The organism is Streptomyces sp. NPDC056527 (assembly GCF_042794475.1).
In the GTDB taxonomy this organism is placed as follows: Bacteria; Actinomycetota; Actinomycetes; order Streptomycetales; family Streptomycetaceae; genus Streptomyces.
In genome coordinates this window covers 1-12,644 of sequence record NZ_JBHTTQ010000155.1, presented here as the reverse complement: position 1 = coordinate 12,644, position 12,644 = coordinate 1, and the positions used below count along the sequence as shown (strand labels likewise).

13 protein-coding genes are annotated in these 12,644 nt (G+C 72.7%); 6 read left to right on the top strand and 7 right to left on the bottom strand.

What is annotated here, in order from left to right:
* Positions 1–186: 186 nt before the first annotated feature.
* Positions 187–873: a PhzF family phenazine biosynthesis protein gene (locus ACFQ7Q_RS35860; RefSeq protein ID WP_383562719.1), complete on the top strand. Its 687-nt coding sequence runs from the start codon at positions 187–189 to the stop codon at positions 871–873.
* Positions 874–910: 37 nt separating this feature from the next.
* Positions 911–1,108 (top strand): hypothetical protein, encoded by a 198-nt coding sequence (locus tag ACFQ7Q_RS35855; protein ID WP_383562717.1) that lies wholly within the window; start codon positions 911–913, stop codon positions 1,106–1,108.
* Here ACFQ7Q_RS35855 and ACFQ7Q_RS35850 read toward each other — a convergent pair.
* Together ACFQ7Q_RS35850 and map are read right to left on the bottom strand one after the other, a co-directional pair.
* Entirely contained in the window at positions 1,098–1,748 is a 651-nt protein-coding gene (locus ACFQ7Q_RS35850; protein ID WP_383562714.1) for a heme oxygenase (biliverdin-producing), read from the bottom strand. The genes ACFQ7Q_RS35855 and ACFQ7Q_RS35850 overlap by 11 nt on opposite strands.
* Positions 1,749–1,862: 114 nt before the next feature.
* Positions 1,863–2,720 carry a type I methionyl aminopeptidase gene (map, locus tag ACFQ7Q_RS35845; protein ID WP_383562711.1) on the bottom strand — a complete coding sequence of 286 codons (858 nt, stop codon included), beginning with the start codon at positions 2,718–2,720 and terminating at the stop codon, positions 1,863–1,865.
* A gap of 58 nt (positions 2,721–2,778) precedes the next feature.
* Between map and ACFQ7Q_RS35840 the strand changes: the two genes are divergently transcribed.
* Entirely contained in the window at positions 2,779–3,009 is a 231-nt protein-coding gene (locus ACFQ7Q_RS35840) for a hypothetical protein (RefSeq protein WP_383562708.1), read from the top strand.
* A gap of 93 nt (positions 3,010–3,102) precedes the next feature.
* Here ACFQ7Q_RS35840 and ACFQ7Q_RS35835 read toward each other — a convergent pair whose 3' ends face one another.
* Together ACFQ7Q_RS35835 and ACFQ7Q_RS35830 are read right to left on the bottom strand one after the other, a co-directional pair.
* On the bottom strand, positions 3,103–4,416 hold the full coding sequence (locus tag ACFQ7Q_RS35835) for an MFS transporter (RefSeq protein ID WP_383562705.1): 1,314 nt from the start codon (positions 4,414–4,416) through the stop codon (positions 3,103–3,105).
* 268 nt (positions 4,417–4,684) lie between these two features.
* Entirely contained in the window at positions 4,685–5,287 is a 603-nt protein-coding gene (locus ACFQ7Q_RS35830; RefSeq protein ID WP_383562702.1) for a hypothetical protein, read from the bottom strand.
* 103 nt (positions 5,288–5,390) lie between these two features.
* Between ACFQ7Q_RS35830 and npdG the strand changes: the two genes are divergently transcribed.
* Entirely contained in the window at positions 5,391–6,089 is a 699-nt protein-coding gene (npdG, locus tag ACFQ7Q_RS35825; RefSeq protein WP_383562699.1) for an NADPH-dependent F420 reductase, read from the top strand.
* 23 nt (positions 6,090–6,112) lie between these two features.
* Positions 6,113–6,340: a hypothetical protein gene (locus ACFQ7Q_RS35820; RefSeq protein ID WP_383562696.1), complete on the top strand. Its 228-nt coding sequence runs from the start codon at positions 6,113–6,115 to the stop codon at positions 6,338–6,340.
* An 8-nt stretch (positions 6,341–6,348) separates the two neighbouring features.
* Here the strand turns inward: ACFQ7Q_RS35820 and ACFQ7Q_RS35815 are convergent, their stop codons facing one another.
* Complete coding sequence (locus ACFQ7Q_RS35815) at positions 6,349–7,143, bottom strand: site-2 protease family protein (RefSeq protein WP_383562693.1); 795 nt, start codon at positions 7,141–7,143, stop codon at positions 6,349–6,351.
* Between the two features lie 99 nt (positions 7,144–7,242).
* Here ACFQ7Q_RS35815 and ACFQ7Q_RS35810 point away from each other — a divergent pair, with 99 nt between their 5' ends.
* A complete protein-coding gene (locus ACFQ7Q_RS35810; protein WP_383562690.1) occupies positions 7,243–10,698 on the top strand; it encodes a BTAD domain-containing putative transcriptional regulator in 3,456 nt (1,151 codons plus the stop codon).
* Positions 10,699–10,710: 12 nt separating this feature from the next.
* On the opposite strand, the gene ACFQ7Q_RS35805 is transcribed toward ACFQ7Q_RS35810, so the two are convergent.
* Positions 10,711–11,574, bottom strand: coding sequence for an ABC transporter permease (locus ACFQ7Q_RS35805; protein ID WP_383562687.1), 864 nt, complete (start codon positions 11,572–11,574; stop codon positions 10,711–10,713).
* Positions 11,571–12,563, bottom strand: coding sequence for an ATP-binding cassette domain-containing protein (locus ACFQ7Q_RS35800; protein WP_383562684.1), 993 nt, complete (start codon positions 12,561–12,563; stop codon positions 11,571–11,573). The genes ACFQ7Q_RS35805 and ACFQ7Q_RS35800 overlap by 4 nt, the downstream gene beginning before the upstream one ends.
* Between the last annotated feature and the right edge of the window lie 81 nt (positions 12,564–12,644).

The following is a 12,644-nucleotide window of genomic DNA, read 5'->3' as shown; positions in this document are numbered from 1 at the left end:
GCCGCACCCCGGAAACGGCGGTGCGGCCCAGCCGCCCACCCTGCCGCGTGCAGGGCATGCGCCTGCGCCGAGAGGAGCACCCCGACGCCCTCGTCCTGTGCGCCGAGGGCGACCATGGACGCACCACGGGATGGCCGATTCCCGGTGGAGCGGCGGAATGGGACGCCTGGATGCTTGAATTCCGCCATGCACACGACCGTGACGAGTAGCGCCACCGACATCGACGTCCTTCGCGTCTTCTGCGCGGGCGACGGCCGGTACGGCAACACCCTGGGTGTCGTCCGCGACGGGCGCACGCATCCCGACGAGGCGTCCCGGCAGGCGCTCGCCAAGGAGCTCGGCTTCAGCGAGACCGTGTTCGTCGACGACCCCGAGCGCGGGAACGTCGACATATACACACCCGGAGTGCGGCTGCCGTTCGCCGGTCACCCGCTGGTCGGGGCGGCCTGGCTGCTCGACCTGGAGCTCGTCCGCCCGCCCGCGGGTGAGGTCTGGGTGCGTGGGGACGGGGAGTTCACCTGGATCGAGGCCCGCGCCGAATGGGCCCCGCCGCGCACCCTGCGGCGGTACGCGTCGGCCGAGGAGGTGGACGCGCTCTCCGTGCCCGAGCCGGGGGAGTGGATCTACGCCTGGGCCTGGGAGGACGAGGCGGCCGGGCGGATCCGGGCGCGGGCGTTCCCGGGGCGCGGGGACGGCATCGACGAGGACGAGGCGACCGGCGCGGCCGCCCTGCTGCTCACGGCCGAGCTGGGCCGGGCCCTGAACATCACACAGGGCCGGGGGTCACAGATCCTGACGGCCCCCGGCCCCGACGGCGTGATCGAACTGGGCGGACGCGTCCGCCTGGAGCGGACCCTCACGCTCCCGCGCTGACCCCCGACCGCCGACGCGCACGCGGAAACGTTCCCGCGTGCAGACACCGCACGCGCTCACCGTGGACGCCCCCGCGCCGAAACGCATCCGCCGTGCGGTGACGCACTCCCGCGTCGGCGCGCATCCGCCGGGCGGTGACGCGCCCGCGCCGAAACGCATCCGCCGGGCGGTGACGCACTCCCGCGTCGACGCGCACCCGCCGGGCGGTCACGCGCACGCGACGCTCACGCGCTGAGCGGGAACTCGGTTCCCAGCTCGCGGAAGACCGCGCCGTTGAAGTCGAAGGCGCGCTTGCACTCGTCGATGATCCGCTGCTTCTCCAGATCGTCGGCGTTCACCGCGTCGAGCAGCTCCCGGTACCCGCGCTTGAAGGCCGCCGGGTTCGTGATCTCGTCGAAGACGTAGAACCGGACGCCGTCGCCCTTGCGGGCGAAGCCCCACGTGCGCTCGGCCTTGTCACGGATGATCTGACCGCCGGACAGGTCGCCCAGGTAGCGCGTGTAGTGGTGCGCCACGTAGCCCGCCGGCCACTCCCGCGCGCACTCCGCCACGCGGGCGGCGTACGCGAGGGTCGCGGGCAGGGGCGTGACCCCGACGCGCCACTCCGGGCCCCGGAGGTGGGCGAGGTCCTGCTCCAGCGCGGTGGTGCGGAACAGCTCCGGCTGTATGAAGGGCCCGGCGACCGGGTCGTTCTTCAGCGCCTCGGCGCCGTCTTCCAGCGCGCGGTACACGAACCAGAGCTGCTCCGTGTACCGCGTGTACGCGTCCACGGCGAGACGTCCCCCGAGGAGGTCGCTCATGAAGGTCGACGTCTCGGCCTCGGTGTGCTGCTCGTGCGAGGCCGTGCGGATGAGCGTCGAGAAGGGCGTGTCCAAGGCGTGCCTCCGGGACCGATGGGTACGGGAACCTGCTGCGATACTGCTACTTAGGCTTACCTAAGTCAACTGGTTCCCGACGACCTGTCGGTAAAAAGCTACCCCGGTACGGGCTCAGGGCAACGTAAGGATTTCGGCCCCTGTCTCCGTGACGACCAGCGTGTGCTCGAACTGCGCCGTCCGCTTGCGGTCCTTGGTCACGACCGTCCAGCCGTCGTCCCACATGTCGTACTCGTGCGTGCCCAGCGTCAGCATCGGCTCGATCGTGAACGTCATGCCGGGCTGGATGACCGTGGTGGCGTGCGGGGAGTCGTAGTGCGGGACGATCAGCCCGGAGTGGAAGGACGAGTTGATGCCGTGCCCGGTGAAGTCGCGGACGACGCCGTAACCGAAGCGCTTGGCGTACGACTCGATGACCCGGCCGATGATGTTGATCTGGCGGCCCGGCTTGACCGCCTTGATGGCCCGGTCGAGCGACTCCCGGGTGCGCTCGACGAGCAGCCGGGACTCCTCGTCCACGTCGCCGCAGAGGTAGGTGGCGTTGTTGTCGCCGTGGACCCCGTTGATGTACGCCGTGACGTCCAGGTTCACGATGTCGCCGTCGTTGAGGACGGTGGAGTCGGGGATGCCGTGGCAGATGACCTCGTTGACCGAGGAGCAGAGCGACTTGGGGAAGCCGCGGTAGCCGAGGGTGGAGGGGTACGCCCCGTGGTCGCACATGAACTCGTGCGCGACCCGGTCCAGCTCGTCCGTGGTGACCCCCGGCGCGATGTGCTTGGCGGCCTCCTCCATCGCCTGCGCGGCGATGCGGCCGGCGATCCGCATCCGCTCGACGGTGTCGGAATCCTGCACCTCGGGCCCCGTGTACGGGGTGGGTGCGGGCTTCCCGACGTACTCGGGACGACGGATGGCTCCCGGAACGGAGCGGTGGGGGGAGATCTCCCCCGGTACGAGCAGCGACTGGCCAGACATGTCAGCGAGTCTAACGACCGCGACTGGGGCAGCATGGCCTCAGAGGAAGGAGCCGACGATGGCCCTGTTCAAGAAGCGCACGGTGGGCAAACCGGGCGAGTGGTACTACTGCCTGGAGCACAAGAAGGTCGAGGAGGGCCCGGAGTGCCCGTCGAAGAACCGCTTCGGACCGTACGCCACACGTGAGGAGGCGTCCCACGCGATGCAGACCGCGCGGGAACGGAACGAGGAGTGGGAGACGGACCCCAAGTGGCACGACACCCCGAAGCTGGACGAGCCGCCGGACTAGACGGTCCCCGCTCGGCCGGACGGCTCAGGGAGCGCCCGGTCGGAGGGCTCGGAGATCGCCCGGCCGCGGGGCCGCCCCTCCCGCTCACGCTCGTCAGGCCGGGGCCCCGGTCCCGGCCTCCCGCGCGTCGCGTGCCTCCCGCTCCTCCTGCGCGGCCTTGTGCCGCAGGGCGTCCTCGTCCGTGTCGGAGTCGTACATGAGGAGCTTCGGCAGGGTCAGACAGAGCAGACCCACCGAGGCGACGCACGCCACACCGCCGGACCAGACCGCCGCCCGCGTCCCCGTCCAGCCCGCCATGACGCCCGCCCGGACCTGGCCCAGCTGCGGGCCGACGCTGTAGGAGAGGACCTCGATCCCGGCGAGCCGGCCACGCAGCTCCTCCGGGATCGTCTGGTTCCAGATCGTGGCGCGGCCCAGGCCGCTCGCCATGTCGCCGGCGCCCGCGAACGCCAGGCACAGCAGCACGAGCCAGATGTCCGAGAACCAGCCGGCCGCGGCGATCGCCAGCCCCCAGGCCGTGGCACCGCAGACGACCAGCCACCCGTGCCTGCGGATCCGTGAGGTCCAGCCGCTGGTCAGGCCGAGGACGAGCGAGCCGACCGAGCCCGCCGCGTACATCAGGCCCAGGGACCAGTCCGCGTCCAGCTCGTCCGCGAGGAACGGGAAGATCGTGTTCGGGAAGGCGAAGAACATCGCGGCGAGGTCGATCACGTACGTACCGAGCAGCACCGGCCGTGACCAGGCGTACCGCGCTCCCTCGACGATCCCGCGGAGGGACGGCTTGTCCGCGTCGTGCGCGGGCGGCGCGGGGGAGAGCCGCAGACACAGGAGTACGGAGGCGAGGAAGCCGGCGATCGTCACGCCGTACGCGGGGGCGTGACCGGCGTACGCCACGAGCAGACCCGCGAGGGCCGGTCCGGCGATGGTGCCCATCTGCCAGCGCAGCGAGTTGAGCGCCGCGGCGGCGGTCTGCTGGTCGTGCGGCACGATCCGGGCGAGCAGCGAGTCCAGGGCGGGGCGCTGGAGCCCGGCCAGCGCGGAGACGCCGGCGGCGACGACGTACAGCGGCCAGAGCATCGGCTCGGGCAGGAGCGAGTTGAGCAGCAGGAGCAGGGCGAGCAGTCCGAGCCCCGCCTCGGTGGCGACGAGGACCTTGCGCCGGTCGACGGCGTCGGCGAGCGCGCCGCCGTAGAGCCCGAAGACGACCAGCGGGACGAGCTCGACCGCGCCCATCGCGCCGACGGCGAGCGGTGACCCGGTCAGTTCCTTGATCTGCAGCGGAAGCGCGATCATCGCCACGGCGCTGGAGAAGAAGGCGACGAGCCCCTGCACCCACAGCAGCCGGAAGTCGCGGGAGGACCGCCACGGCGTCAGATCGGGCAGCACGGCGGAGAGCTTCGAGGTCACGAGGCGCCATGCTCCGGCGGCGGCCGTTCGTACGGCAACCGAATTACGACGGTAAGGGCGCCGTGCACGGGCGGACCGGCCCGCGGCGTCGAAGCCCCGCACTCCGGCCGCGGCCGTGCACAGGGCACACGCACCACGGTGCGCAGATGCGTCCCCGTATCCCCGCGGCCATCGGCCGACTCATGGCCGGTCGCCAGGTCGCCCGGTCGCCGTCGGCGGCCCGAGGGCGCCGGGGCGGGCCGACGGGCCGTGACGTCTCCGTCGACCGCTACCAGCCCGGCGGTGGTGGTGACGTCAGATGGTCGGCCAGACGGGACAGCCGGTCGCGGAGACGGCGGCGGCCGCGGGGGGACGGCAGGCTGTTCTCGCCCGCCGCCGCGCTCACCAGGTGCTGCATCGTGTCCAGGTCGACCTCCCCGTCCGCGGCCACCGTCAGCGTCTCGTGCGCCAGGCCGTGCACCTCAGGGTCGCCGGCGTCCAGGGAGAGCACCGTCGCCCCCGCCCTCCGGGCGTCGTGGACCCGCTCCAGAAGCCCCGCGTCGGGCCGTTCCGGCGCCACCATGAGCAGCGTCGCACCGCGGCGCGCCGACTCCAGGCGGCCGAGCCCCACCGCCAGGTGCGTCGGATCGCCCGGCCGCACCTGGTGGCGCACCAGCGTCGGCACCAGCTCCGGCTGTCCCGACCAGGTCGCCTCGTCCACGAGGTGCGCCGCCAGATGCCAGGGCTCGTAGTCCGACGTCCCCACCAGGAGCAGCCCGCCCCCGTGGGGCACGACGGAGGACCGCAGCGAACCCGCGAAGCCCCGGGCCGCCGCCGGCCACTCGGTCCCGGCCAGCACTTCCCGCAGCAACGCGACCCGTACGGCATCCATGGCGCCGCATCCTGCCGCAGCCGCGGCCCGCGCGGCGGCCGGTTGCCGAGGAACCACCCGTACGGGAGACACGCCCTCACCACCGGCCAGTAATGTCGAGGCCATGACTTCCTCCACTCCCGCCCCCGCCCCCAAGGACCCCTGGGACCTCCCCGACGTCTCCGGTCTCGTCGTCGGCGTCCTCGGCGGCACCGGCGACCAGGGCCGCGGTCTCGCCTACCGGCTCGCGAAGGCCGGCCAGAAGGTGATCATCGGCTCGCGCGCCGCCGAGCGCGCGCAGACCGCCGCAGACGAGCTGGGCCTCGGCATCGAGGGCGCCGACAACGCCGAGTGCGCCCGCCGCAGCGACATCGTGATCGTCGCCGTTCCGTGGGACGGGCACGCCAAGACCCTGGAGTCGCTGCGCGCCGAACTCGCCGGCAAGCTCGTCGTCGACTGCGTCAACCCGCTCGGCTTCGACAAGAAGGGCGCCTACGCGCTCAAGCCCGAGGAGGGCTCCGCGGCCGAGCAGGCCGCCGCGTTGCTGCCCGAGTCCCGGGTCGCCGCCGCCTTCCACCACCTCTCGGCCGTCCTGCTCCAGGACCCCTCGATCGACGAGATCGACACGGACGTGATGGTCCTCGGCGAGGAGCGCGCCGACGTCGAGATCGTCCAGGCGCTCGCCGGCCGCATCCCCGGGATGCGCGGCGTCTTCGCGGGCCGGCTGCGCAACGCCCACCAGGTCGAGTCGCTGGTCGCCAACCTGATCTCGGTCAACCGCCGTTACAAGGCCCACGCGGGCCTGCGCGTCACCGACGTCTGACCGGGGCCCGAGCGGTCGGGGGCATGGGGGACACTGGACGGGCACCATCAGCCGTACCCGGACAGGAGCCGACCCCCATGCCCCGCCTCGCTCTCTACGCCCTCGCCGTCTGTGTCCTCGCCGTCGTCGCGGCCGTCGTCTCCTTCGTCTCGGGCAGCTGGCTCGGCGTCGTCTGGGTGCTCCTGGCCGGCCTCTCCTCCAACATGGCCTGGTACTACATCCGCCGCGCCAAGGTGACCGAGACGGCCTAGGCCGTGTCCTAGACCTCGCAGAGCTCCGGCGTCTCCTGCCAGAAGCGGTACAGGTTCGAGCCGCAGTAGCGGGAGATCTCCGGCACGCCCAGCGCCCGCATCAGCGCGTCGATCGCGTCGAAGAACGCGCCGTTGACCGCCGGGACGAAGAGCAGCGCGATCACGACGAAGAAGCCGTACGGCGCGTACGGCTCGATCTGCCGCTTGATCCTGTACGACAGCCAGGGCTCGATCACCCCGTAGCCGTCGAGGCCCGGCACCGGCAGGAAGTTCAGAAGCGCGGCCGTCACCTGGAGGAACGCCAGGAAGGCCAGCGCGTACTGGAAGGCGAGCGGGACGCCGTCCAGCGCGTCCAGCCAGAACGGCGCCGTGCACACGACCGCGAACAGGACGTTCGCCAGGGGACCCGCCGCCGAGATCAGACTGTGCTTCCAGCGGCCCCGGATCCGGCCCTGCTCGATGAAGACCGCCCCGCCCGGCAGACCGATGCCGCCCATGATCACGAAGAGCACCGGCAGGATGATGCTCAGCACGGCATGGGTGTAGGCGAGGGGGTTGAGCGTGAGGTACCCCTTCGCGCCGACCGTGATGTCGCCGCCGTGCAGCGCGGTGCGGGCGTGGGCGTACTCGTGGAGGCAGAGCGAGACGATCCACGCCGAGGTGACGAAGAGGAAGACCGCCAGACCGGGCGAGGACGCGAAATCGGTCCACACGGCCCAGGCGGTGACCGCCATGACGGCGAGGATCGCCAGGAAGACCGGGCTGATCCTGCGCTCGTGGCTGCGGGTGGTGGCCGTGGTCATGGGTGGGACTCCCTGGGGCGCGGCGGGGTGTGTGCGGGAAACGTGCCGGGGCGGGGGTGAGTTCCTCCGATGATCCCCGGCTCACGGAGAATAGGGCCTGTGCGCTATTCCGTCCTCGGCCCCACCCAGGTCCACACCGTCCACGGCACGCCCGTCGCCCTCGGCGGTGCCCGGCTGCGCGCGCTGCTGACCGTGCTGGCCCTGCGGGCCGGGCGGACCGTGCCGGTCGGCGTCCTCGTCGACGAGGTGTGGGACGGAGCCCCGCCGGCCGACGGCGCCGCGGCGCTCCAGGCCCTGGTGGGGCGGCTGCGGCGGGCGCTCGGGCGGGACGCGGTGGAGTCGGCCCCGGGCGGCTACCGGCTGGCGGCCGGGCCCGAGGACGTGGACGCGCACCGATTCGAGCGGCTGGCGGGGGAGGGGATACGGGCGTTCGGCGCGGGCGACCCGGCGCGGGCGGCGGAGCTGCTCGACGAGGCCCTCGGCCTGTGGCGCGGGCCCGCGCTCGCCGATCTCCCGGACCGCACGGCGGAGGCCACCCGTTGGGATGCCCGCCGTCTCGACGCCCGCCGCGCCCGCTTCGAGGCCGCCCTCGCGCTGGACGAGGGCGCGTCGGCCCTCCCCGAACTGGTCGCCCTCTGCGAGGCCCACCCGCTGGACGAACCCCTCCAGGCCCTGCGCATCCGGGCCCTGCGCGACACGGGCCGCGCGGCGGAGGCCCTCGCCGCCTACGAGTCCTTCCGCCGCGCCCTGGCGAACCGCCTCGGCACCGACCCCTCCCCCACACTCCAGGCCCTCCACGCGGAGCTGCTGTCACCGGCGCATGACGCCGGGGTACGGGGCCGGGGCCCACAGCCCGTCGCGCCGGACCGTGTCGGACTCGGCACGCGGGACGCGTCGGCCGTCGAGGAGCCACGGCGCAAGGGTGACACCCCCGGGCCCGACGGCACGCGGAGCACCGACGCCGCCACTGCCGCGCCCGCGCCCGTCCTGGCAGGCGGCCACCCCGCCGCCCCGGCACGCCCCGGCAACCTCCGGGCGCGGCTCACCAGTTTCGTCGGGCGCGGTCAGGACATCGTCCAGCTTCGAGACGACCTGTCCGGGAGCCGGCTCGTCACCCTTCTCGGACCCGGCGGGGCCGGGAAGACGCGGCTCTCGCAGGAGGCGGCCGAGCATGCCGCCGACGGCGGGGCGTGGCCCGACGGGGTCTGGCTCGCCGAGCTCGCGCCCGTGACCGACCCCGAGGCCGTCACCGAGGCCGTGCTCGGGGCCGTCGGGGCGCGCGAGACGGTGCTGCGCGGCGCGGGCGCGGAGGAGCTGCGCGGCACCGACACCCCGCTCGGACGCCTCGTCGAGCACTGCGCCTCGCGCCGGCTCCTGCTCATCCTGGACAACTGCGAACACGTGGTGGACGCGGCGGCCGCCCTCGCCGAGTCGCTGCTCGCCCGCTGCCCGGGCGTGACGGTCCTCGCCACGAGCCGCGAACCGCTCGGCGTCCCCGGGGAGTTCCTGCGCCCGGTGGAGCCGCTGTCGCCCGGCAGCGCGCTGCGTCTGTTCGGGGAGCGCGGGGCCGCGGCCCGAGCCGGCTTCGACCCCGGCGACGACCCCGAGGCGTGCGACGAGATCTGCCGGCGCCTCGACGGCCTCCCGCTCGCGATCGAGCTGGCGGCGGCGCGACTACGGCTGCTGACGCCACGCCAGATCGCCGACCGCCTCGACGACCGCTTCCATCTCCTCACCTCGGGAGCCCGTACCGTCCTGCCCAGGCAGCAGACCCTCCGCGCGGTGGTCGACTGGTCCTGGGACCTGCTCGACGCACCCGAACGGGCCGTCCTGCGCCGTCTGTCTGCCTTCACGGGCGGCTGCGACCTGGAGGCGGCGGAGGCGGTGTGCGGCACCGCCTCGGACGACGTCCTCGACCTCCTCGGCTCCCTCGTCGACAAGTCGCTGGTCGTCGCCGCGCCCGCCGACGACGGGACGATGCGCTACCGCCTCCTGGAGACCGTCGCCGAGTACGCCGGCGAGCGCCTCGACGAGGCGGGGGAGCGGGCGGAGACCGAGCGACGCCATCTCGTCCACTACCGCGAACTCGCCCGCCTCACGGATCCCGAGCTCCGCGGCGGCGGCCAGCTCCGTGCCATGGCCTGGTTCCGGACCGAGTACGAGAACTTGCGCACGGCCTTGCGCCGCGCCGTCGCCGCTCGCGACGAGCACGAGGCCCTCGTGCTCGTCCACTGCCTGCTCTGGTACTGGCAGATGTGGGATCTGCGCGCCGACGCCCTGCACTGGGCCGAGGCCGTCGCCGCCCTCGGGCCCGACCCCTTCGGACCGGACGCGCCGCCCGTCGCCCCGCTCTTCGAGCCCTGCACCGCGGCGCCGCCGCCGCTGAGCGAGGAGCTGCTGTGGGAGGCCCGCCGCGGGGTGCGGCTGGTCGAACTGCTCAACATGGACTACCAGACCGGCCGGTGGACCACCCCCGAGGGCGGCGAGCGACTGCGCCGGATCACCGCCATGTACCGTCCGGGGCTGCCGCAGACCTGCCGGCTGCCCGGCTTCTTCGCCGTCTTCGCCGTGCTTCTCACCGGCGAGGTCGGCCGGATGCGCGAGCGACTGGACGCCACCGTCGAGGCATGCCGCACCCACGGCTACGACTGGGAACTCGCCAGCGCCCTCCAGCTGCGCGCCAACATTCTCGCCAACCGCGCCGACTCCGCCGGCGCGGCGAGCGACGACGCCGACGAGAGCCTGAGGATCTTCCTCCGCCTCGACGACGACTGGGGCGCCGCGGAGGCCCTCGCCTCGCGCGGCGAGGCCCACGAGAAGCGCTGCGACTTCGAGGCCGCGGCGCAGGACTTCGCCGCCGCCATCGAGTACGCCGAGCGGATCGGCGCCCAGTCCCAGAAAACCCTGCTGCGCGCCCGCTACGCCGACATGCTCACGCTGCTCGGCCGGGCCGAGGAGGGCGAGGCGATCCTGCGGGAAGTCCTGGAGACCGGTCATCCCGGGCACGAACCGATGCTCGCCGCCCGGATCTTCCTCGCGGTCCTCCTCGGCCGCACCGGCCGTACCGCCGAGGCGCGCGAGCATCTGACCGCACTGCTGCAGGAGTTCGATTCCATCACCCTCTCCATCTTCGAGGGATTCACTCTCGGTAGCCTGGCCTGGCTGGACAACCTGGACGGCAGGTACGCCGACGCGCTCCCGCACGTGCGGGAGGCCCTGGAGCGTTCGCGAGGCGCCCTGTCGATGGCGGTCGCCCCGCAGATGCCGGCGGCCCATCTGACCACCGCTGCCTGGGCGTTGAGCGGTCTCGGCGGCGCCGTCGCGGTGCTCGGGGCCCGGCTTCTCGGCGCCCGGGAAGGGCTGCTCCCGAAGGGCCATCCGCTCTCCCCGCTCGAGCGGGAGAGCCTGGAGGCGGCGACCCGGCTGTCCCGCTCCGTGCTCGGCGACGCGGGCTTCGAGTCCGCACGCGCCGAAGGCGGCGGCCTCTCCCTGGAGGAGGCCGCCGCCCTGCTCGCACGCGGCGCCGACGCGATCAACGGGCGCGTCGAGCCCTGAGATCCGCGGGACTCAGGTCTTCTTGCGGAACTTGGCGACCGCGAGCGGCGCCGTCACGGCCGTGATCACCACGGCCCAGCCGAGCGTCATCCACACCGAGTCGCCGACCGGGGTGCCGTTGATCATGGCGCGGGCGGCGTCGGCGAGGTTCGACAGCGGGTTGTAGTCGGTGAAGGTCTCCAGCCAGCCGGGCATCGAGGTCGGCGGGGCGAAGATCGAGGAGCCGAACTGCAGCGGCATCAGAACGATCATGGCCATTCCCTGGACGGCCTGGGCCGTCTTCATAGCGAGACCGAGCAGGATGAAGATCCACATCAGCGAGGCGCCGAAGACCATGGACAGACCGACGGCGGCGAAGAGATCCAGGACCGAGCCCTTGATCTCCAGGCCCAGCAGGAAGCCCATGCCGAGCAGGATCGCGGTGGCGATCAGCATCCGGCCGATCTCGACGACGATCTTCGCGATGAGGACGGAGGACCGGGCGATCGGCATCGTCCGGAACCGGTCCATGACCCCCTTCTTGAAGTCGTCGTTGATGCCCGTGCCGACGGCCATCGCGATGTTCATGCCCATCATCGCCATCAGGCCGGGGACCACGTAGTTCACGTACGCGTCGTTGTTGCCCTTGCCGGAGATGGCTCCGCCGAAGACGTACACGAAGAGCAGGACGAAGATGATCGGCATCAGGACGACGTCGAACATCGACTCCGGGTCCTGCTTGATCTGCAGGGCGTTCCGGCGGGCCAGGGCGCCGATGTGGCGGAGGTTGGCGCGCAGGCCGATCCGGCCCTCGCCGCCGGGCGCCGTGCGCACCGGGGCGGGACCGGGAGCGTCGACGGGAGCCTTGGTGAGCTGTGTGGTCGTCGTGGTGCTCACGCGGCGACCTCCTCGAGGGTCGTGTCGGAAACGGTGGTCTTCTCGCCCGTGATGGCGAGGAAGACCTCGTCCAGGCTGGGCAGGTGCGTGCCGATGTGGGCGATGCCGTACCCGCGCGCGCCCAGCAGGCCCACGACGGCGGTCAGTTGCTCGTCGCTCAGGATCGGGACGTACAGCACGCCCTCGTCGGGGACGACGGTGGATCCGGCGATGCCGTCCAGGCCCGACTCGCGCAGCGCGGCGGCCATCGCGGGCAGGTCGGCAGGGTCCACCGGGCGGATCGTGAGCGTGCGGCCGCCGACGCGGGCCTTGAGCTCGTCGACCTTGCCGTTGGCGATGACCCTGCCCCGGTCGATGACGGTCAGCTCGCTCGCGAGCTGCTCCGCCTCCTCCATGTACTGCGTGGTCAGCAGCACGGTCACGCCCTCGGCGACCATCCGCTTGACCTCGTCCCAGACCTCGTTGCGCGTGCGCGGGTCGAGGCCGGTGGTGGGCTCGTCCAGGTAGAGGACGGCGGGCTGCCCGATCATCGAGGCGGCGAGGTCGAGCCGCCGGCGCATTCCGCCGGAGTACTGCATCGCGGGCCGCTTGGCGGCCTCGGTGAGCGAGAACCGCTCCAGGAGGTCGTCGGCGCGGCGCCGGGCGTCCTTGCGGGAGAGGTCGAGCAGCCGCCCGATCATGTAGAGGTTCTCCCAGCCGGAGAGCTTCTCGTCGACCGAGGCGTACTGGCCGGTGAGGCCGATCGTGCGGCGGAGCTGGCGCGGCTGCTTCACCACGTCGTAGCCCGCGACGGTGGCGGTCCCGGAGTCCGGGACGATGAGGGTGGAGAGGCAGCGGACGAGGGTGGTCTTGCCCGCCCCGTTCGGGCCGAGCACGCCGAGGACCGTGCCCTCCCGGACATCGAGGTCGACCCCGTCGAGGGCCTTCGTCTCGCCGTAGTGCTTCACGAGGCCTCGTACCTCGACGGCGTTGTGTGCGGATCGCGTCATGCCCTCATGAGAGCAGCCGCCACCGACAACGCACCGACAGAAGCCCGACAGGTGACCGACAGCCCGCCGACGACACGTCGG

Excerpts from the sequence above, each read along its gene's own strand:
- ACFQ7Q_RS35820 (WP_383562696.1), top strand. The coding sequence starts at position 6,113 with ATGGGGGACACTGGACGGGCACCATCAGCCGTACCCGGACAGGAGCCG.
- ACFQ7Q_RS35860 (WP_383562719.1), top strand. The coding sequence starts at position 187 with ATGCACACGACCGTGACGAGTAGCGCCACCGACATCGACGTCCTTCGC.
- ACFQ7Q_RS35815 (WP_383562693.1), bottom strand. The coding sequence starts at position 7,143 with ATGACCACGGCCACCACCCGCAGCCACGAGCGCAGGATCAGCCCGGTC.
- ACFQ7Q_RS35830 (WP_383562702.1), bottom strand. The coding sequence starts at position 5,287 with ATGGATGCCGTACGGGTCGCGTTGCTGCGGGAAGTGCTGGCCGGGACC.
- npdG (WP_383562699.1), top strand. The coding sequence starts at position 5,391 with ATGACTTCCTCCACTCCCGCCCCCGCCCCCAAGGACCCCTGGGACCTC.
- ACFQ7Q_RS35800 (WP_383562684.1), bottom strand. The coding sequence starts at position 12,563 with ATGACGCGATCCGCACACAACGCCGTCGAGGTACGAGGCCTCGTGAAG.
- ACFQ7Q_RS35840 (WP_383562708.1), top strand. The coding sequence starts at position 2,779 with ATGGCCCTGTTCAAGAAGCGCACGGTGGGCAAACCGGGCGAGTGGTAC.
- map (WP_383562711.1), bottom strand. The coding sequence starts at position 2,720 with ATGTCTGGCCAGTCGCTGCTCGTACCGGGGGAGATCTCCCCCCACCGC.